Source organism: Labedaea rhizosphaerae (assembly GCF_004362825.1).
In the GTDB taxonomy this organism is placed as follows: domain Bacteria; phylum Actinomycetota; class Actinomycetes; order Mycobacteriales; family Pseudonocardiaceae; genus Labedaea; species Labedaea rhizosphaerae.
This window is the reverse complement of record NZ_SNXZ01000003.1, coordinates 277,783-297,512: the sequence shown is the minus strand read 5'-3', so window position 1 is coordinate 297,512 and position 19,730 is coordinate 277,783. Positions and strand designations below refer to the sequence as shown.

General features: G+C 71.2%; 20 protein-coding genes. 8 read left to right on the top strand and 12 right to left on the bottom strand.

Annotated elements, in window-relative coordinates; all coding sequences use genetic code 11:
• Positions 1-173: 173 nt before the first annotated feature.
• From EV186_RS18385 to EV186_RS18365, 5 genes are all read right to left on the bottom strand, one after another.
• Positions 174-839: a FadR/GntR family transcriptional regulator gene (locus EV186_RS18385; protein ID WP_133850554.1), complete on the bottom strand. Its 666-nt coding sequence runs from the start codon at positions 837-839 to the stop codon at positions 174-176.
• Between the two features lie 64 nt (positions 840-903).
• Entirely contained in the window at positions 904-2,280 is a 1,377-nt protein-coding gene (locus EV186_RS18380) for a mycothione reductase (RefSeq protein ID WP_133850553.1), read from the bottom strand.
• Positions 2,281-2,353: 73 nt separating this feature from the next.
• Positions 2,354-2,887, bottom strand: coding sequence for a YbhB/YbcL family Raf kinase inhibitor-like protein (locus EV186_RS18375; protein WP_133850552.1), 534 nt, complete (start codon positions 2,885-2,887; stop codon positions 2,354-2,356).
• Positions 2,884-3,996, bottom strand: coding sequence for a VanZ family protein (locus EV186_RS18370; protein ID WP_133850551.1), 1,113 nt, complete (start codon positions 3,994-3,996; stop codon positions 2,884-2,886). The genes EV186_RS18375 and EV186_RS18370 overlap by 4 nt, the downstream gene beginning before the upstream one ends.
• A 29-nt stretch (positions 3,997-4,025) precedes the next feature.
• On the bottom strand, positions 4,026-4,523 hold the full coding sequence (locus EV186_RS18365; protein WP_208115674.1) for a GNAT family N-acetyltransferase: 498 nt from the start codon (positions 4,521-4,523) through the stop codon (positions 4,026-4,028).
• 129 nt (positions 4,524-4,652) lie between these two features.
• Here EV186_RS18365 and EV186_RS18360 point away from each other — a divergent pair, with 129 nt between their 5' ends.
• Positions 4,653-5,681 carry a M48 family metallopeptidase gene (locus EV186_RS18360; RefSeq protein WP_133850550.1) on the top strand — a complete coding sequence of 343 codons (1,029 nt, stop codon included), beginning with the start codon at positions 4,653-4,655 and terminating at the stop codon, positions 5,679-5,681.
• 98 nt (positions 5,682-5,779) lie between these two features.
• Here the strand turns inward: EV186_RS18360 and EV186_RS18355 are convergent, their stop codons facing one another.
• Positions 5,780-6,679: a M15 family metallopeptidase gene (locus EV186_RS18355; protein ID WP_341815145.1), complete on the bottom strand. Its 900-nt coding sequence runs from the start codon at positions 6,677-6,679 to the stop codon at positions 5,780-5,782.
• 127 nt (positions 6,680-6,806) lie between these two features.
• Here EV186_RS18355 and EV186_RS18350 point away from each other — a divergent pair, with 127 nt between their 5' ends.
• Positions 6,807-7,616, top strand: a complete 810-nt coding sequence (locus EV186_RS18350) for a S1 family peptidase (RefSeq protein WP_133850549.1) — start codon at positions 6,807-6,809, stop codon at positions 7,614-7,616.
• Positions 7,579-8,019: a GNAT family N-acetyltransferase gene (locus EV186_RS18345; protein ID WP_243754131.1), complete on the top strand. Its 441-nt coding sequence runs from the start codon at positions 7,579-7,581 to the stop codon at positions 8,017-8,019. Before EV186_RS18350 ends, EV186_RS18345 begins: the two co-directional genes overlap by 38 nt.
• A gap of 108 nt (positions 8,020-8,127) precedes the next feature.
• Here EV186_RS18345 and EV186_RS18340 read toward each other — a convergent pair whose 3' ends face one another.
• Positions 8,128-9,288 (bottom strand): 8-amino-7-oxononanoate synthase, encoded by a 1,161-nt coding sequence (locus EV186_RS18340; protein WP_133850547.1) that lies wholly within the window; start codon positions 9,286-9,288, stop codon positions 8,128-8,130.
• A 73-nt stretch (positions 9,289-9,361) separates the two neighbouring features.
• Between EV186_RS18340 and EV186_RS18335 the strand changes: the two genes are divergently transcribed.
• The 3 genes from EV186_RS18335 (at position 9,362) to cobA (ending at position 12,580) form a co-directional block, all read left to right on the top strand.
• The gene (locus EV186_RS18335; protein ID WP_133850546.1) at positions 9,362-10,168 is read left to right on the top strand and encodes an SAM-dependent methyltransferase; all 807 of its coding nucleotides are present in this window, start codon (positions 9,362-9,364) and stop codon (positions 10,166-10,168) included.
• A gap of 298 nt (positions 10,169-10,466) precedes the next feature.
• Positions 10,467-11,255 (top strand): S1 family peptidase, encoded by a 789-nt coding sequence (locus EV186_RS18330; protein WP_133850545.1) that lies wholly within the window; start codon positions 10,467-10,469, stop codon positions 11,253-11,255.
• A 104-nt stretch (positions 11,256-11,359) separates the two neighbouring features.
• Positions 11,360-12,580 (top strand): uroporphyrinogen-III C-methyltransferase, encoded by a 1,221-nt coding sequence (gene cobA / locus EV186_RS18325; protein WP_133850544.1) that lies wholly within the window; start codon positions 11,360-11,362, stop codon positions 12,578-12,580.
• Between the two features lie 248 nt (positions 12,581-12,828).
• On the opposite strand, the gene EV186_RS18320 is transcribed toward cobA, so the two are convergent.
• From EV186_RS18320 to yaaA, 4 genes are all read right to left on the bottom strand, one after another.
• The gene (locus EV186_RS18320) at positions 12,829-14,211 is read right to left on the bottom strand and encodes a DEAD/DEAH box helicase (RefSeq protein ID WP_243754203.1); all 1,383 of its coding nucleotides are present in this window, start codon (positions 14,209-14,211) and stop codon (positions 12,829-12,831) included.
• A 342-nt stretch (positions 14,212-14,553) separates the two neighbouring features.
• Positions 14,554-15,525, bottom strand: coding sequence for a serine protein kinase RIO (locus EV186_RS18315; RefSeq protein WP_133850543.1), 972 nt, complete (start codon positions 15,523-15,525; stop codon positions 14,554-14,556).
• 217 nt (positions 15,526-15,742) lie between these two features.
• Positions 15,743-16,555 (bottom strand): J domain-containing protein, encoded by an 813-nt coding sequence (locus tag EV186_RS18310; RefSeq protein WP_133850542.1) that lies wholly within the window; start codon positions 16,553-16,555, stop codon positions 15,743-15,745.
• Between the two features lie 3 nt (positions 16,556-16,558).
• The gene (yaaA, locus tag EV186_RS18305) at positions 16,559-17,311 is read right to left on the bottom strand and encodes a peroxide stress protein YaaA (protein WP_133850541.1); all 753 of its coding nucleotides are present in this window, start codon (positions 17,309-17,311) and stop codon (positions 16,559-16,561) included.
• Between the two features lie 68 nt (positions 17,312-17,379).
• On the opposite strand from yaaA, the gene EV186_RS18300 reads away from it, so the two are divergent.
• Together EV186_RS18300 and EV186_RS18295 are read left to right on the top strand one after the other, a co-directional pair.
• Positions 17,380-18,333 (top strand): GNAT family N-acetyltransferase, encoded by a 954-nt coding sequence (locus tag EV186_RS18300; RefSeq protein WP_133850540.1) that lies wholly within the window; start codon positions 17,380-17,382, stop codon positions 18,331-18,333.
• Positions 18,330-19,289, top strand: coding sequence for a GNAT family N-acetyltransferase (locus EV186_RS18295; protein ID WP_133850539.1), 960 nt, complete (start codon positions 18,330-18,332; stop codon positions 19,287-19,289). The genes EV186_RS18300 and EV186_RS18295 overlap by 4 nt, the downstream gene beginning before the upstream one ends.
• A gap of 6 nt (positions 19,290-19,295) precedes the next feature.
• Here EV186_RS18295 and EV186_RS18290 read toward each other — a convergent pair whose 3' ends face one another.
• Positions 19,296-19,661: a VOC family protein gene (locus EV186_RS18290; protein WP_243754130.1), complete on the bottom strand. Its 366-nt coding sequence runs from the start codon at positions 19,659-19,661 to the stop codon at positions 19,296-19,298.
• Positions 19,662-19,730 lie beyond the last annotated feature (69 nt).

The window sequence follows — 19,730 nt, the reverse complement described above, 5'->3', positions numbered from 1 at the left end:
CAGTGACAGCACAGTATGCCCAGGGCCGGAGCCTGGCAATACATCATTCGGGCGCGTGGAAACGCCAACTATTCACCTGGTGACACCCCGCGTTCAAAGGAATACGGAGCAATTCCAGAGCCCAGCGGCCGAACGTCGTAATTGACAACGACGGGCTATTGTGCGATGGCGGACTAGGCCAGGCCGGCGATCAACTCGTCGAGGAAGCCGCGTGCCTCGGCCACGGCGCGGTCCGGGTCGCGGTCGCGGATGGCCTCGAGCAGCCCGCCGTGGCTGATCTGCATGTCGCCCGACGGCTCGACCGTGCTGGCCACGCTGGCCCCGATGACCTCGGTGAGCCCCTGGTAGAGCTCGGTGAGCAGGGTGTTGTGGGCGCAGCGCACCACCGCGAGGTGGAAGCGGATGTCGGCCGCCACACCACGCGTCCAGTCCTTGGCGGTCATGGCCGCGTCGCGCTCGGCCAGCAGCGTGGCGAGTTCGGCGAGCTCCTCGTCCGTCCGGCGGGATGCCGCCATTCGGGCGCCCTCCATTTCGAGGCTGCGCCGCACCTCGAGCACGTCACGCAGTTCCGCCCCGCACAACCGGTGCACCGCACCGGAGATCTCGCTCGTCGCGCGCACGAACGTGCCGTCGCCCTGGCGCACGTCCAGCAGCCCGGCGTGCGACAGGGCGCGCACCGCCTCGCGCACGGTGTTGCGCCCGACCCCCAGCGCCGCCACCAGCTCGGGCTCGGTCGGAATGCGCTCGCCGACCCGCCACTCCCCGTTGGTGATGGCGCCGCGCATCTGCTCGATGACCTGGTCGACGAGCCCGGTGCGCCGGGTGGTGGCGAGTGGCACGGCAAGTCCTTCCGTCACGGGTCTTCTCGGGAAATTGCGCGCCCACCAGTATCCACTGGTGGCTTCAGCCCGCGGTCAGCGGCAGCTTGAGCAGCGCGTTCTCGATCAGTTCGGGCAGCGCCGGGTGGATCCAGTACTGGTCGGTGGCCACCGTGCGGGCGTGCTGGCCGAAGCTCATGGCCTGCACGAGCGGCTGGATCAGCGTGGACGCCTGCGGGCCGATGATGTGCGCGCCGAGCAGGAGCCCGGTGTCCGGGTCGGCGAGGATCTTGGCGAAGCCGGTGGTGTCCTCCATGGCCCAGCCGTAGGCGATGGACGAGTAGTCCTCGTGCGCGGTCACGTACCGCACCCCCTGCTCGCGGGCCTGCTCTTCGGTCAGCCCGACGGTGGCGATCTGCGGCTCGGTGAACACGGCGTGCGGGACGAACCGGTGGTTGACCTCGAGCGGGTGGTCGGGGTCCAGCAGGTTGTGCCGCACGACCCGGGCTTCGTGGTTGGCCACGTGCTTGAGCTCGTACGGGGAGCTGATGTCGCCCAGCGCGTAGATGCCGTCGACCGACGTGCGCTGGTAGGCGTCGACGACGACCTTGCCGTTCTCGTCGACCTCGACCCCGGTGGCTTCGACGGCCAGCCGGTCGCTGTTCGGGGTGCGGCCGGTGGCGACCAGCAGCTCGTCGGCCTCGACCACGTCGCCGTCGTCCAGATGCAGGCGGACGGCGCCGTTCTGCCGTTCGGCGCGTGCGACCGTGGTGTCGAGACGGACGTCCCAGCGCTTGGTGGCGAGCTCGGTGAACCGCGAGCAGATGTCGGAGTCGTGCCCGCGCAGCAGCCGGCCGGACCGGTTGATCAACGTCACCCGCACGCCGAAGGACGAGAAGACGTGCGCGAACTCGGCCGCGATGAACCCGCCGCCGAGGATCGCGAGGCGCTTGGGCAGCTTCTCCAGGCGCATGACCGTGTCGCTGGTGTGGAAGCCGGTCTCGGCCAGCCCGGGGATGTCCGGGATCATCGGCCGCCCGCCCGCCGCGATCACGAACCGGTCGGCGGTGATGGTCTCGCCGGTGCCCGTGTCGAGCTGCTTGTGCCCGACGAACTTCGCGACCTGGTCGTAGATGGTGACCTTGGCGTTGTCCGGGTGGTTCTCGCGGTAGTCGCGCCCGCCCGCGGCGATCGGGTCGATCCGGCCGAACACGCGGTCGCGGATGTCCGGCCACCGCACGCCGAGCAGTTGCTCGTCGACGCCGAGGCGCGACGACTTCGCGGGCGTCTCGGCGACGTCGGCGGTGTGCACGAACATCTTGGTCGGGATGCAGCCGACGTTGAGACACGTGCCGCCGAACTTGCCGTGCTCGACGATGGCGATGTCCCAGCCGGAGAACCGCGCGTTCGGGATCGTGTTGCCCGAACCGGTACCGATGATGACGAGATCGAAGTGCCGCACGAGTTCATCAAACCCCAACCACCACGCCGATGCCCGCCCCGGGCGGCCGGAGCGGGCATCGGTAAGGAATTGGTCAGTGCTGGTAGGTGGGGGTGATGATCGCCCGGGCCAGCGTGTGGAACATCGTGTTGAACGACGCGAACGTCGGCGTCGCGCTGCCGTCGATGGGCAGCGCCTCGTCCAGGGCGTGCACCACGAAGTAGTAGCGGTGGTTCTGGTCGCCCTCCGGCGGCGCGGCGCCGTCGTAGCCGTTGTTGCCGAAGTCGTTGCGCACGTGGAAGGCGCCCCCGGGCAGCGAGTCGTCGCCCGCACCCGCGCCCGTGGGCAGCTCGGTGACCGAGGCCGGCAGGTTCACCACGGTCCAGTGCCAGAACCCCGACGGGGTCGGCGCGTCCGGGTCGAAGCAGGTGACCACGAACGCCTTGGTCTCCTCCGGGAAGCCGCTCCAGCTCAGCTGTGGGGAGGTGTTGGCGCCGCCCGCGCTGTCGTGCACCTGCGCCAGGTCCAGCTTGGTGCCGTCCTGCACGTCGGTGGAGGTCACGGTGAACGAGCCGACGGCGGGCAGCAGCTCGTAGGGGTCGGGCGACACGGGACGATCGAGACTCATCGTCGCTCCTCTGCGACAGGGTGATCTTTCGCCGCAAGGCTAGTACCGGCTTCGGTCACCCGCGTGTCGACCAAGCCGAGGCCGGACAGCAGTCCGGAGAGCCCGCGGTGGTCCTTCGGCCACAACGCGACCAGGCCGCTCACCACGAGCATCGCACCGGCCGCGGCCAGCGGGGTGTTGCTCTCGTGCAGCAAGGCCCAGCAGACGAGCGCGAAGAACCCGCCGGACCCGGTGACGCACCGGACGATCACCCGTGCCACGGATGGCTTGCGGCCCAACGGGTCGACCGGTCGCAGCAACACCACCCACTGGCCGACGGTCGCGCCGTTGCCGAGCAGCGGGACGAGCAGCAGCACCACCACCGCGGGCGTGGCGATGGCCAGCAGCGGCTTGAGCTCGTTGCCGGTGCGGTTCGCGAGGACCTGCAGCGCCGCGCCGAGCAGCAGGACGAGCGCGACGTCGATCGCCATGCCGAGGATCCGCCGCCGCCCGGTGATCGGGCGCGCGACGCCCGCGGGCGCCGACGTCTGCTGACCGGGGAACAGGCGCAGCAGGGGCGCGATCAGGACGCCGACCAGCGTGCCGAGCGTGTTGGTGATGAGGTCGTCGACGTCGAAGATCCGATAGGGGCAGCGGAAGAGGCCGAAGACCCCCGTCAACTGCGTGAACTCGACGAAGAGCGACATCAGGAACCCGCCGAGCACCACCGTGACCGGACCGCGGCGCAACAGGTGCCTGCCGAACATGCCGAACGGCACGAAGAGCGCGACGTTGAAGACGACCTGCGGCAGCGCGCGGTTGTGGAGCAGCGCGGTGATGCCGCGCTCGCGCTGGGTGCGGATGTCGTCGATGAACTGGAACGGTTTCCACTGCGGATCGCCGGTGGCGTGCTGGGCGCACCACTGCGCGGTGGTGTCCGGCGCCGGGAGCAGCGCGTAGGTCCAGATCGCGAAGAGGTAGACGACGAACACGAACGCCAGCAGGGCGTGGCCCCAGCCGAACTCACCGCGCCTGCGGTAGGTCCAGGCCAGGTACGGCACCGCGAACAACAGCGCGACGATGGCCCCGCCGATGAACGCGACCAGGGCCGGCATCCGGTGATCGGTCACCGCCAAACGTTAGCCGTGCGGTGTTCGGCCTACCCCACCCAGTACCGCAGGCGTCCGGCGGCGCTGAGGTCGTGGAGCACGCCACCGTTGCGTTCGATCACCCGGCGGGAGGCGTGGTTGTCGGGGGCGCAGGTGAGCAGGGCGCGCACGATGCCGTGTTCCTTGGCGACACCGATCGCTTCCCGGAGCAGTGCCGTGGCATGTCCCTGCCCGCGTGCCGACGGCCTGATGTCGTAGCCGATGTGGCCACCGAACTCGGTGAGCTCGTCGTTGAGCTCGAGGTTGATCCGCACGCGGCCGAGGTAGTCGTCGTCTCGCACCCACCAGAGGATCCGGTGCCGGACCCGGTCCCGTTCGATGGCTGCCGTGCCGTGGCTCCCGGCTTCGCGCATGTCGTCGAGCCACCGCGCGAAATCGGCCGGGTCTCGCAGGTTCTCGCGCAGTTCGTCCTCGTGGTACTCGCGCAGCGCGCCGAGGAAGGACCGGTGGTAGCGCAGGTCCGGGGCGGTCAGGTGAGCTTCACGCACGCGGGTCAGTGTCCAGCACCTTCGCCGGAGTTATCCACAGGCGGTGGGTTGTCCACAGATCGCGTCGTGATCGGCTGACCTGCTCCGATCCGCCCCTAGGCTGGCGGCAGAACGAGGGGAGTGGTTCAGGTGTCCGAAGATGTGCGGCGTTCCAGCTCAAGGGTGCGGTTCCCGGAGATCAGCCCCCGGGCCTACGAGCACCCGGTCGACCGGGGTGCGCTCGCGACGTTGCGCACCGTGCCGGGCTTCCCCGCGGTGCTGAAGGCCGTGGCCGGGGCGTGGAGCGAACGCGGGGAGCGGCTGATGGCACTCGCGTCGGCGATCCGCGTCGGGCCCAGCCAGTACCCGGCGCTGGACCGGATCCGCACCGACTGCGCCGAGACGCTCGACCTCGACACCGTGCCGTCGGTGTTCGTGGCGAACAACCCGGCCCTCGGCGCGGTGACCATCGGCATGGACGAACCGTTCATCGTGCTCAACACCGGGTTGGTCGAAGCGCTGGACGAGGAGGGGCTACGGTTCGCCATCGGGCACGAGATGGGGCACGTGCTGTCCGGTCACGCCGTCTACCGCACGATGTTGTTACGGCTGATCAACATCCAGAACTCGATGGGCTGGCTCCCGGTCGGCTACTGGGGTATCCGGGCGATCATCGCCGCTCTGCTGGAGTGGTTCCGCAAGGCCGAGCTCTCGTGCGACCGTGCGGGGTTGCTTTGCGGGCAGGATCCGTCCGCGGCCCTGCGTGTGCACCTCATGCTGGCCGGCGGGATCGATCCGTCCCAAGTGGACATCCCGTCGTTCCTGCAGCAAGCCCGTGAGTACGAGTCCGTGGAGGACATCCGCGACAGCCTGCTCAAGCTCAAGTACGTCACCGACATGAGCCACCCGCTGGCCGTGGTGCGGGCCGCGCAACTGCAGAAGTGGGCGGCGTCGGAGGAGTACCGGGCGATCCTGGCCGGTGACTACCCGCGCCGCGACGAGGACGAGCCGACGTCGACCTGGTCGGCGGACGTGAAGGGCGCGGCGCGCTCGTACAAGGAGTCGTGGTCGGCGTCGGCCGATCCCTTGGCGAAGGTGCTCGGCACCGTCGGCGAAGCGGTCTCAGGCGTCGCGGACAAGGTGCTCAACAAGTTCTCGTCCAAGGAGGACGGCCAATGACCGCGGGCGGTGCGGTGCTGCACCGGGCCGGACTCGTCCGGCGATTACGCACGCGGTGCTGACGGCGAGTTGGTCGTCAGGTCGTCCACAGAGGACGGTCAGTGCCCATTGGCGGTGAAGTGCTGCAAGTCCTTCGGCCGCGTCCAGTACCCACCCCACGCAAACCCTTGCGCGGCGAACGCGCGCACCACGGCGTCGCCGGAGCGGACCATGCCCGGCCGGACCCAGGAGCGGTCCAGATAGGAGGAAGCAAGCTCGGGCAACACCAGATCACCGTTGACGTACGGGTTGATGAACGGATTCAGGTCGACCGCGAGCCCATACGCGTGTGCCGACCAGGTCGTCTGGCCGACCATCGGGCGGCACACGAACGAACCGGTGTTGTTGCCGTCGCCCGTGGGTGGCGCGCTCAACTCGGCCCTGGTGGTCACCCGCATCTCCTCGATCGGGAACCGCCGGTCGAAGAGCTGTCCGAAGACCGTGGTCACCTTGGTCGCCACCGCGGCGTTCACGATCATCTCGCCGGTGTGCACGCGCCCGTCGAAGCCGCGGAACGACATCGTGAGGTAGCGGAGGTCGGCCTTGGCGACCGGGCAGCCCGGCTGCCACGTACTGCGCGTGAGGACCTTCGCGGGGATCGCGGACACGGTCGCGTGGTACCGGCCGTCGGACGGTGGCGGCAAGTAGTCGGTCGTCGGCAGCGAACGCGTACGCAGCACCGCGGGTGTCGGCTGGATCTCGCCGTAGCCGTCGGCCCGGCGCGGCAACGGGTGCGCGCCGACCGTCCACACCGGCCTGACCGGCGCCTTGGTCGCCGCCTTGCTCGTCGTGGTGGGCTTCGGCTTCGCGGTGGTCGTCGGCTTCGGCGCGGCGGTGGTGGGGACCGCCGGTGTCGTTGTGGTCTGCGGTAACGCGACCGGGTCCGTCTGCGGGATCGTGCACGCCGCCATGGCGCTGGCACACACCAATGCCATCGCTGCCCGGCGTACCGCTCGCACGCCCCCAGCATGCCTGACGGCGACTCCACCCGATTCAGCGACAGACGCGACGCTTCTGCTGACCTAACGTAGATCATCGAGCACGGATCGTGCTCGACATTTCACCACTATCAGGGAGAATCCACCCATGGGGGACATTCCACGCGCCCGCATCCTGCTGGGCGCGCTGGCGCTGACCACCGCCTTCGCCGCCGCTTCGGGGCCGCCCGCCGGGGCCTCGGCCGACGTCGTGGGGGGCGAGCGCGTGAGCATCAACGACTACCCGTTCGCGGTCTACCTGACCACCACCGACGGCTTCCAGTTCTGCGGCGGCACGCTCGTCGCACCGGACAAGGTGGTCACCGCCGCGCACTGCGCCGCCGACCAGGAGCCGAGCGCCATCCGCGTCGTCGGCGGCCGCGAGGACAAGCAGTCCGACGATGGCACGGTGGCCGAGGTGAAGGACATCTGGGTGCACCCGGAGTACACGAATGCGTTGGCGGGCTACGACGTCGCCGTGCTGACCCTCGGCTCCGACCTCGGCTACGGCACCATCCCGATCGCCACCGACGAGCCGTACAAGGAAGGCACGAAGACGACGGTCCTCGGCTGGGGTCGCACCAAGGACGGTGGCGAGCAGTCGCGGTACCTGCTGGCCGCGTCGGTTCCGGTGATGGCGGACAAGGATTGCAAGACGGCGTACAAGGCCTACAACGCCGGCGCCATGGTGTGCGCGGGCCTGCCCCAGGGCGGCATCGACACGTGCCAGGGCGACTCGGGCGGACCGCTCGTGATCGACGGCCGGCTCGCCGGGATCGCGTCCTGGGGCGAGGGTTGTGCGGCGCCGGGCAAGCCGGGCGTCTACACGCGGGTGTCGGCGTATGCGCAGGACATCGTCGACCATGTGCTATCCAGTGGCCATGAGTCCGGTGACCCTGCGCCGCTACCTGGGCAATGAACTGGACGCCGCCGCGCTGTACAAGGTCCTCGCCTTGCGCGCGGCGGTGTTCGTCGTCGAACAGGACTGCCCGTATCAAGACATCGACGGCCGTGACCTGGCGCCGGAAACCCTCCACATCCTCGCCGAGGAAGACGGCGCGCTGATCGGCTACCTCCGCGTCCTGTCCGAACCGGACGGCACCAAGCGCATCGGCCGCGTCTGCTCGTCGCTGTCGGCGCGTGGCACCGGCATGGGCGCCATGCTGATGACCGACGCCGTCGCCGCGATCGGCGACACGGAGTCGGTCCTGGACGCCCAGACCTACGCGCAGGGCTTCTACGCCAAGTTCGGCTACATCGACGACGGCCCCGAATTCCTCGAGGACGGCATCCCGCACATCCCCATGCGCCGCAAACCCTGACACCGCCCGCTCTCAGCCGCGCTGCGCTCGCCGACGGCACCGAACGGCCGGTCTCGGCCGGTCTCGGACGGGCCGCGCCGGGCCGCGCCAGGCCTATCGACGCGCTGCCTAGCGGGGCGCGTGCTGCGTGATCACCGAGACGGCTCGGTCGACCTCGCCATCGGTGAGATCGGCGCGCACGGTGATCCTCAGGCGCGACACCTTGTCCGGCACCGACGGCGGCCGGAAGCAGCCCACCCACACGCCGGCCGCGCGGCACTGGCCGGCCCACTCGACGGCGGCCTCCGGCGACGGCGCCCGCACCGAGATCACCGCGGCGTCGGGCGTGCTGACGGTCAGCCCCGCGTCCTTGAGCCGCTGCGACAGCGTGGTCGCCACCTCGCGCACCCGTTGCGGCCGCTCCGGTTCGTCGGCCAGCACGTGCAATGCCGCCAGTGCGGCCGCGGCGCTCGCCGGGGCCAGCCCGGTGTCGAAGATGAACGAGCGCGCCGACTCGACCAGGTGCCGGATCACCCGGCGCGGGCCGAGCACCGCTCCGCCTTGTGCGCCAAGGGCTTTCGACAACGTCACCGTGGTCACCACGTCCGGGTCGCCGATCAGCCCGGCGTCGGCCACGGCACCGCGGCCACCCTCGCCGAGGACACCGAAGCCGTGCGCGTCGTCGATGAGCAGGCCCGCGTCGTGCGCGCGGCACGCTTGCGCGAGCGCGGGCAACGGGGCGAGATCACCGTCCACGGAGAACACCGAGTCGGTGACCACGAGGGCCTGCTCGGTGCGGCGGGTGGCGAGCGCGTGCTTGATCGCCACCGGGTCGGCGTGACCGGCGACGGCGACGTTGGCGCGGGAGAGCCGGCAGCCGTCGATCAGCGAGGCGTGGATGTAGGCGTCGGACACGATGGCGCCGTCCCCGGCCAAGGCCGTGACCGCGCCGAGGTTCGCGGCGAACCCGCTGGAGAACACCAGCGCGGCCTGCGCGCCGCAGAACTTGGCCAGCTCGAACTCGAGCTCCGCGTGCAACTCCGTGCTGCCGGTGACCAACCGCGACCCGGTCGACCCCGAACCCCAGCGCAGCGCGGCCGCGGCGGCCGCACCGGCGACCCGCTTGTCCCGGGCCAGGCCGAGGTAGTCGTTGCCGGCCAGGTCCAGGTGATCGGCGTCGGCCCGCCGGGGCGTCAGCCTGCGGGTCAGCCCCGCCTTGCGCCGGTCCTCGGCGCGGCGGTCCAGCCAGTCGAAGACCCGGTCACCGGGTTGGGCGGAGTCGGCAGTCACGCGTCCGAGTCTGACACCGCGCGGTCGAGCCCCACTTGCCGACCCGCGGAGCCGGGAGCGATACGGTCAGGCAATGCCCGCAAGCCTCACCATCGTGGGCGCCGGTCCCGGCGCGGACGACCTGATCACCGTCCGAGCCGCCCGCCGCATCGCCGCCGCCGACATCGTGCTCTACACGCCTGCGGCGGCCCCGCTTTCGTGGCTGCGCACCCAAACCAAGGACGAGGCCGAGCTGATCGACCTCGGTGTGCCCGCCGGTGAGGACGTGCTGGACGTGCTGCGCCGGGCGGTGCGCGACAAGCTCGCCGTGGTGCGCCTGCACCCCGGCGACCCGGCGGCGTGGCCGGAGCTGCGGGCGCAGCGCGAGACCTGCACCCGGCTCGGCATCGACGTCGAGGTCGTGCCCGGCGTGTCGCAGGAGTCGGCGGTGGCCGCGTCGCTCGGCGTCGCGCTCGTCGAGCCCGCCCACGCGGACACGGTGGTGGTCTCCGGCCAGGACCTGACGAGGGTCAAGGACCTCGCCACGAAGTCCAGCACGCTCGCCGTGCACGCCCCCGCCGCCCGCGCCGACGACCTGGTCGCCGCGCTCACCGCGGGCGGCCTGCCCGAGGACACCCCGGTCGCCCTGGCCTACCAGGGCACCGACCGGGAGATGACGGTCGTGCGCACGACGTTGCGTGACCTGCCCGCCACGGTGAAGCAGCACAAGGTCTGGCGCTCGGCGCTGTTCCTGATCGGCACGGCGGTGCGGCCGAGCCGGACCCGCGTGGCCCCGCGCGCGCCGGAGCCCGTGCAACGCGCCAAGGAGCCGGAGCCCAAGCCCGTCCGCACGACCACGGCCCGGCGCACGACCAAGCGCCGCAAGACCGCCAAGCGCTGACGCTGCCGGCTGCCTCGGTCGGCCGGGCTGTGTCCGCCGTTCTGGGTTGTCGGCGTCGCCCGGCGGAATGAAATCCAAGATCGACAACGACCGGTGTCCACGCCCGGTTTGGGAATCTTTTTCCCGCTTAAGGCTTGCTTCCCGTTCTCTGTTTTCGCAGGTGAGCCCGAAATTCACCGACAGTTTCACCCGTTCGGACCAATCCCTTTGGCCGTTGTGGCTGGTGAGCGGCGTCTGTAGCCATAAGTGAGCATGTCGGGGCGCCCGGTGACCACCGGGCCGGATTGAAGGAGTTCATATGGCGGGATCCCTGCGCCGCCTCAGCAAGATCGGAGCGGTCATCGGCGTCGCGGCAGCAGCCGTCGTGACCGTCGTGACCGTCTCCCAGGCCGCGCCGACGGCGTCGCCGAAGATCGTCGGTGGGCAGCCGGCGAACATCGAGGACTTCCCGTTCACCGTGGCGCTGACGCAGCCGGACGGGTTCCAGTTCTGCGGCGGCACCCTCGTCGCCGCCAACAAGGTGGTCACCGCCGCCCACTGCACCGTCGGCACCTCGCCGTCGGACATCGTGGTGGTCGCGGGCCGCACGTCGCTCTCCGGCGGCGGCGGCGAGACCTCCGCGGTCAGCAACATCTGGGTGCACCCGGACTACCAGGACGCCACCGTCGGGTCCGACGTCTCGGTGCTGACGCTGTCCACCAACCTCAGCGAAACGCCGATCGCCATCAACACCGACGCCGCCGCGTACGCCGAGGGCACCAACTCCACGGTGCTCGGTTGGGGCCTGACCAGCGAGGGCGGCGGCTCCACCTCGGACACCCTGAACCAGGTCGACGTGCCGATCACCTCGGACGCCACCTGCCAGAGCGCCTACCAGGAGTACAACGCGGACGCCATGGTCTGCGCGGGTCTGCCGGAGGGCGGCAAGGACTCGTGCCAGGGCGACTCCGGTGGTCCGCTGGTGATCGACGGCAAGCTGGCCGGCATCGTGTCGTGGGGCCAGGGTTGCGCGGAGCCGAACTTCCCGGGCGTCTACACCCGGGTCGCCACCTACGCCTCGGACATCCAGGCGCAGATCGGTTCCTGAACCGCTGAACAACTGAATCGCTGAACGGCTGAACGACGGCGCGGCCGGGCTGGTCCACATCGGACCCGCCCGGCCGTTTCCCGTGTCGTGCCATGCTTGTCCGCATGGCTTCAGAGCAGCACTACCTCGTCGGGCTGGACCTGGCCGGGCGCCGCGTCGTCGTCGTCGGCGGTGGCTCGGTCGCGCAACGGCGGTTGCCTCGGCTGGTGTCCTCCGGCGCCCGCGTCGAAGTGGTGTCGTTGCACGTGACGCCCTCGGTGCAGGCCATGGTCGACGCCGGGGAGATCGTCTGGCACGAGCGGCCCTACACCTCCGGTGACCTGTCCGGGGCTTGGTACGCGGTGGCGTGCACCTCCGACCCGAACGTGAACGCGGCCGTGGTGGCCGACGCCGAGCGGGAGCGGATCTTCTGCGTGCGGGCCGATGCCGGGACTCGGGGCACCGCGGTGACTCCGGCCGTGGGCTCGCACGACGGGTTGCTCGTGGGTGTGTTGTCGGGCGGGCAGCCGCGGCGGTCGGCGGCCGTGCGCGACGGGTTGCTGGAGTCGCTGCGGGTCGGCGGCGTGGCCGGGGAGACCAAACCCACGGGCGTCGCGCTGGTCGGCGGCGGGCCGGGGGATGCCGAACTGATCACCGTGCGCGGGCGGCGGTTGCTGGGGCTCGCGGACGTCGTCGTGGCCGATCGGCTGGCGCCGCGGGAGTTGCTCGACGAACTGGGCCCGCACGTGACCGTGGTCGACGCGGCCAAGATCCCCTACGGGCGCGCGGCTTCGCAGGACGCCATCAACGCGACGCTGATCGAACACGCCAGGGCCGGCCGGTTCGTGGTGCGGTTGAAGGGCGGGGATCCCTACGTGTTCGGGCGGGGGTTCGAGGAGCTGGCCGCCTGTGTCGCCGCCGGGGTGCCGGTCACGGTGGTGCCGGGGGTGACCAGCGCGTTCGCGGCGCCCGGCGCGGCGCAGGTGCCGGTCACGCACCGGGGCGTGACGCACGAAGTCGTTGTGGTGTCCGGCCACGTGTCGCCGGGCGCGGAATCGTCTCTTGTGGACTGGGAAGCACTGGGGCGGCTGCGCGGGACCATCGTGATCATGATGGGGGTGGAGCGGATCGCGGAGTTCGCCACGGTGTTGATGGCCGGCGGGCGAGCCGCGGACACGCCGGTCGCCGTGGTGCAGGAGGGCACCACGCGCAACCAGCGGAGCCTGGTGTCGCGGTTGGATCGCGTGGCCGAAGACGTTGTGGCGGAAGGAATCCGGCCGCCCGCGGTGATCGTCGTGGGACCGGTCGCGGGGCTTGCCGGGGAGCTGCTGGCCCAGCCGCACTGAGCCAAAAGCCTATGCGCAAAGCCCCACGCGCGAACGCCCACCCGCGAAAACCCTTGGCGCGCAAAGAAAACAGCGTGCGCAGCCCCCGCCCTTCTCTGGGGGCACCCCCGCTGTCCAATTTATCGGGGTTGGTGGGCTGGGTGGGGTGGTGAGCCGATCTGTGGACAAGTGGCTGCCTGTGGACAACCCCCGGACAAGGCGAAAGGCCGCCGGGTCCAGTGGACCCGACGGCCTTTCGTGTGTGTGGCTCAGCCCTGGTAGGCGCGGCCGCGGCGGACACCGCGGACCTCACCCCGGCCGTGGTCGGAGCCGGTGCGGCCCCACTCACGGCCGCGGTCGCGGTCACGGCTGTTGTCGCGGTTGCGCTCGCGGCCACGGGCGTGGTCACGGCCGCCTTCGCGGCGGAAGCCGCGGCCGGGACCCGACGGCCGGCGGGCGGCGGCGGGTCGCGGCTGGTCGACCACCGGGATGCCGCTGGGCTCGCGGGCACCGGTGATCCGGGCCAGCTCGACGTGGCCCGGGTGGACCTTCGTGTTCTCCGGGCGGACGCCCGCCTGGTCGGTCAGCCGCCGGACGGTGCGGCGCTGGTCGTAGGTCACGACCGTCACCACGGTGCCCGACTCGCCCGCGCGTGCCGTGCGACCGGCGCGGTGCAGGTAGTCCTTCGGGTCGGCCGGCGGGTCGACGTGCACGACGAGGCTCACGTTGTCGACGTGGATGCCGCGAGCGGCGACGTCGGTGGCCACGAGCACCGGGATGCGGCCTTCCTTGAAGTCGGCCAGCACGCGGGTGCGGGCACCTTGGGTCTTGCCGCCGTGCAGGGCGCCGGCGTTAACGCCTGCGGCCCGCAGCTTCTCGGTCAGCCGGTCCACGTGGTGCTTGGTGCGGACGAACAGGATGGTTCGGCCCTCGCGGGCGGCCATCTCGGTCACGACGGCCTGCTTGTCCGCATTGGACACCAGCAGCACGTGGTGCTCCATGGTGTCGATGCTCGCGGTCGCCGGGGACACCGAGTGGGCGACCGGGTCGTGCAGGTACGCACGGATCAGCTGGTCGACGTCGCCGTCCAGCGTGGCCGAGAAGAGCATCCGCTGACCGTTCGGGTCGACGAGGTCCATGATGGCCCGGACCTGGGGCAGGAAGCCCATGTCGGCCATCTGGTCGGCCTCGTCGATGGCCGTGAACGCGACCTCGGACAGGTCGCAGGTGCCCTGGCGGACGTGGTCGGACAGCCGGCCCGGCGTGGCGATCAGCAGGTCCACGCCCCGCTTGAGCGCCTCGGCCTGGCGGGGGAAGGACATGCCGCCGACGGCGGTGCGGCACCAGAGGCCCATGGCCTTGGCCAGCGGCATCAGCACGTCGCTGACCTGCATGGCCAGCTCCCTGGTGGGAACCAGGATCAGGCCGCGCGGGTGCTTGGGCTTCGGGGTGCCGTCGGCGAGGCGGGCCAGCAGCGCGAGGCCGAAGGCCAGCGTCTTGCCGGAGCCGGTCTGCGCGCGGCCGAGCACGTCACGGCCGGCGAGCGCGTCGGGCAGGGTCGCTGCCTGGATGGGGAAGGGTTCGGTGATCCCGGCCTCGGTGAGCGCCCGCATCAGCGGGGCGGACAGGCCGAGCTCGGCGAAGCTCGGCAGGTTCGTGGTCGGTGCCGGGGTGAGCTGCTCCTCGGCCCAGCCCCCTCGCGACTGCTCCACCGGACGCCGGGCGGCAGGGGTGTACCTGCCCTTGCCCGACGCGCGGTGGCGCGGCTTGCGAGCGTGCGAGGCCGAGGTTTGTGCGTACGACAAGTGTTTCCTCTCCGCATTGGCACGTCTGGCGGAGAGACCACCCTGACGGTGGCGCACAATCACGCGGACGAGCCCGGCGCCACGGTGACGCCGTCAAATCTTTCTCGGGGGCATCGGGTTCCGGCGGGACGATGTCCGTCCGAGCAGGATGGACTCACGATGCGACATCGAGTCTACCGGACTCGGAGATCACCTCGCGCCCGCCGCCGCCAAGAGCTCCTCCACGAGCAGCTCTTCGTCGGCGAGGTGGGCTGGCAGGCCACGGGCGACGAACCACTCGGTGATGTTGCGCACGTCGCGCCGCAGGTACTCCACGCCCCGCGGGTTGGCCACCACGTCGACCACCTGCGGCAGGTCGATCAGCATCAGCTGACCGTCCTGCACCAGCACGTTGAACGCCGAGAGGTCGCCGTGGGTGAGGCCCTCGATGGCCATCAGCTCCAGCGCCGCGGTGAGCTGGTGCCACAGGGCGACCAGTTCGTCGGGCTCCGGGCGTTGCTGGGCCAGGCGCGGGGCCGCGTCACCGTCCTCGGTGCCGAGGTACTCCATCAGCAACTCGGTGCCTTCCCGTTGCACGGGGTAGGGCACCGGAGCGCCGATGGTCCACAGCCGGGACAGCGCGTTGAACTCCGCCACCGCCCACTGCTCGGCGATCAGGTTGCGGCCGAACGACGTGCGGTTGGCGATCGCGCGCATCTCACGCGAGCGGCGCATCCGCCTGCCTTCCAGGTAACCGGCGTCACGGTGGAACATGCGGTGCTCGCCCGCGCGGTAGCGCTTGGCCGCGAGCAGGCACCCCGGCTGGCCCGGGATCGCCCGCTCCAGCAGGTAGACGTCGGCTTCCTTGCCGGTCTTGAGGATCCCGAGCTCGGTGTCGGCCGCGGCGAGCGCGGTGATCACCCAGTCGGGCCGCGGTCGCGGGCCGTGCTCGGCGCCGTCCCACGTGGACCAGCGGGCCGCGCCCGGTGGCAGCTCCGGAGCGGCTTCCGCGTCGTCGCGGACGCGGGCGAGCCGCTCGCGTTCGGCCTCGGTGAGGCGCCCGGAGCGGGTCGGCTGGAGTTCGTCGTCGATGCGCGCACGGGCACGCCTGCGCCGCCGTGGCGCGGATCGTTCGGCCTGGTCTTCGAAATCGAGGTACGCGTCGAAATCGTGCTCTTGCACGGTGGGGTTCTCCTAGGTGCTGGGAAAGCGCCCCACCGGCGCGGCGTCAGCGGCTCAGCGCGCGTGCGGGGCGAGCGGACGGGTCGGTGCCGCGCCCACAGGGACGGTCTTAGGCACAACGCACCTCCTCACTTCCGCCGGAAAGCCCGGCTCGTTCGACGCGGGCAAGCATCCACAACCGACGCGTCGTCGCGCAACTGATTTATCGGGAGCGGTCTCAGGACTTCGTGAGCGTGCCGGTCAGCGTCTTGTCCTGCTCGTGCAGTTCGACCGCCACCTTGGTCGAGGACACCGACGTGACGTACAGGTTGCCCAGGTCGCAGCCGTCCTGGTCGAAGGCGGTGTCGAACACGAGCGCCTGCTTCCACGTCGTGGTCGGCACCGCGGCGCCGTCGCAGCCCTCGCCCGTGGCGTAGTGGACCTTGCCGTTGGTCTTGCCCGCGGTCAGGGTCAGCTCGACCTGGAAACCCTTGTCGGCCGGGCTCTTGAGCGTGCCCTTCCACGTGCCGGCGAGCTTCGCCGGCACGGCCGCGCTCGGTGTCGGCTCCGGCTGGTCCTCGGCGTTGCGGACGAAGAACGTGATCGCGGCGGCGATGGCGAGCACCGCCAGCACGAGCGGCACCACGCGGATCCGGCGGCGGGGTCTGCGCCGGGGCGGTGTCACCCGGCGCGGCGACGACCACCGCGGGGGCGCGGGCCGGCGACGGGGTGGCCGCGCGGCGTAGGGGAACGTCTCCGGTTCGCGCACCGGTGCGGGTACCGGTTCCGGCGGCGGCTCGGCCACGGGCGGGGCGACCGGACGACGACGGAACTCGTCGTAGGCGGCCCTCCGGGTGAGCAGCACCTGGCGCGCGGCGTTGAGCAACGCGGCGTGGCTGGTCACGTCGTCGTCGCCGGCGTTCAGGTCGGGGTGCACGCCCTTCATCAGCCGGCGGTAGCTGCGCTGGATCTGCTCCGACGACGCGTCCGGCGCCACGCCCAGCAGCGAGTAGGCGTCGTGGCCGCGCAGTTCGGCGAACTCGGTGGCCATCGGTCAGCGTCCCAGGTGGTCGGTGAGGATTTCCAGCATGCGCGGGCCGGCCTGGTCGACGGTGAAGCCCGCGGCGTTGATCGTCTTGGCGAGCGCGTCGACGGTGGCCGGTTCGCGGCGGGTGGCGGCGAGGGCGCCCGCGAGCCTGCCCTTCGCCGCCTTGTTGAAGTGGCTGACGACGACCCGCTTGCCGGGGGCGACCTCGGTGACCACCCGGACCGAGACCGCGCCGGGCACGGTCGCGAGCGCCGCGTAGCTGCCCGAGCGCAGGTCCACCACCAGGTCGTCGACCGCGGCGAGGGCGTCGGGCAGGGACGGCTTCCACGCGGTGCGCAGGCTGCCGACGCCCGGCAGCACCGTGTCGCCGGAGAGCCGGTACGCGGGAATCGAGTCGGTGGCCCGCACCAGCCCGAACAACGCGGACGCGACCACCAGCCGCCTGGCCGCCTTGGCCATCGTGGCGCGGGTGAACGACGGCACGTCCAGTGCCTCGTAGAGCACGCCGGTGTAGCGGCGCAGCGCGGGCGTCGTCGGCGCGGTGCGCAGTTCGGCGTTGCGCGCGACCTCGTCCTTCTGCCGCTCGGAGAGCCCGAGCACTTCGAGGCTGGCGGGCACGTCGCCCGCGAGGTCGGTCAACGCGCTCAGCAGCCGCTCGCGCACCGGGTTCAGCTCCGGGTGGCCGAGCGTGGTCAGGTCCAGCGGTCGGCCGCGCCCGCCGGACGCCTTGGTCTCCGACGGAGGCAGCAACACCAGCACGAACGGCGAGGGTAGCGGCAGCGTAATTCGGTCGTTGTGGCGGTTCTCCCGGCGTAGCTTCGCCCGCTATGACCGATGTGTGGCGCCCGCTCACGGAGACGGACGCGAACGAGTGGGTCCGGCTGGTCCAGGCGGCCGAGGCCGTGGACCGGACCGGCGAGAACCTCGACGCCGACGACTTCGCCGAGCTGGCGACCGCGACGCGCGCCGACCTGGCCACCGGGTCGGTGGGTGTCTTCCGCGGGGACCGGCTGATCGCCAGTGGCGTGGTGTGGACGCAGCCGGGGGCGCGGGGCAGCCACCGGGTCAGCCTCGACGGCGTCGTGCACCCGGACGCGCGGCGCACCGGCCTCGGCGCCCGGTTGCTCGCCGAGCTGGAACGGCTGGGCCGGGAACGGCACGCCGCGATCGCGCCGGGGTTGCCGCTCGAGCTGACCGCGCCGTGCCACGACGCGAACGCGGGCATGGCCGTGATGCTGAGCGCCGCGGGCTACGAGCCACGCCGGTGGTTCTTCGACATGCGCTGCGACCTCACCGGCGATCTGGCCGAGGTACCGGTGCCGGACGGCTTGCACCTCAGGCCGTACCCGGAGGACGACGAGCCGGTGCGGGTGGCGCTCAACGAGTTCTTCGCCGAGCACTGGGGCCACCAGGACTTCACGCCAGAGACCTGGAAGGAGATCACCACCGGGCATGCCTACCGCCCCGACCTGTCCTTCCTGCTCCACGACGACGCGGGGGAGATCGCGGCGCTGGTGCTCTCGGACCACTACCCGGCCGATCACGCGCAGACCGGCGTGAAGGAGCTGTGGATCGCCGATGTCGGCACGCGCAAGTCGTTGCGGGGCAAGGGGTTGGCCACGGCATTGCTGACCCACACGCTGCGACGGGCGCGGGCCGCCGGCTTCGAGCGGGCCGGGCTGGACGTGGACACCGGCAACCCGACCGGCGCGCTCGGCGTGTACGAGCGCATCGGGTTCACCGTGTCGACCCGCTGGACGGTCTACGGGAAAACGGCGTGACCGAGCAGTGGCGACCGCTCACGGAGGCCGACGCAAAGGAGTGGGTTCGCCTGGTCCAGGCGGCCGAGGCGGTCGACCGGACCGGCGAGCACGCCGACGCCGACGACTTCGCCGAACTGGCGCACTCGGCGCGGATGGACCTGGCCACCGGCTCGGTCGGCGTGTTCCGCGGTGACGAGTTGGTCGCCGGCGGGGTCGCCTGGATCGAGCCGGGCGCGCGCGGCCCGCACCGGGTCAGCCTCGACGGTGTCGTGCACCCGGACGCGCGGCGGGCGGGTCTCGGCCACAGGCTGCTCACCGAGCTGGAGCGGCTCGGCCACGCGCGGCACGCCGCGACGGTGCCCGGTCTGCCGCTGGTGCTGACCGTGTTGTGCCACGACGGGAACCCGGGCAAAGCCGTGATGCTGGCCGCGGCCGGTTATGCGCCGCAGCGGTGGTTCTTCGACATGCGCCGCGAGCTGACCGACGAGCCGGCGGCGGTGCCGGTGCCGGACGGTGTGCGCCTCGTGCCGTACCCGGTGGACGACGAGCCGGTGCGGGTGGCGTTCAACGAGTTCTTCGCCGAGCACTGGGGACACGCGGACGCCACCGCGGCGGCCTGGCACCACACCACGCACGGTCACGCGGCCCGGCCGGACCTGTCGTTCCTGCTCCACGACCAAGCGGGGGAGATCGCCGCGTTCGTGATCTCCCACTACTTCCCCGCCGATCACGAGCAGAGCGGCGTGAAGGAGTTGTGGATCCCGCATGTCGGCACGCGCAAATCCTTGCGGGGCAAGGGGTTGGCCACCGCGTTGCTGGTCCACGCGATGCGCGCGGCGCGGGCGGCCGGGTTCGAGCGGGCCGCGCTGTCCGTGGACGCGGACAACGCGACCGGCGCGCTCGGGGTCTACGAACGGGTCGGGTTCGGCGTGACGAGCCGCTGGACCAGTTACGGGAAACGGCCTGAGCGGTGAGCCCCCTCAGCCGTTGGTCGAGCCCACGCAGAACTCGTTGCCCACGGGATCGGTCAGCACCGTCCACGTGAGCCCGGGAACCGCGTGCTCCTCCTGCTCCTTGGCGCCGAGCCCGACCAGGCGCGCCACCTCCGCCTTGCGGTCCTCGGTGCTGAAGTCGATGTGCACGCGGTTCTTGCCCGCCTTGGGTTCCTCGACCTTCTGCAGCCCGATTCCGGTCCCCGTGCCCTCCTTCGGGCCGAGCAGCACGAAGAAACCGTCCATGTCGGCCTTGACCTCGTAGTCGAGCGCCTTGGTCCAGAACTCGACGAGCGCGCGCGGGTCGGCGCAGTCGATCGTGACCGTCACCATTGTCATCGTCGGAGTCGTCATGGCGCGGACGCTAAACCAGCCCACCGACAAAACCTGACCAGCGGTAACCGGGTGGAGTGGTCGTGACGC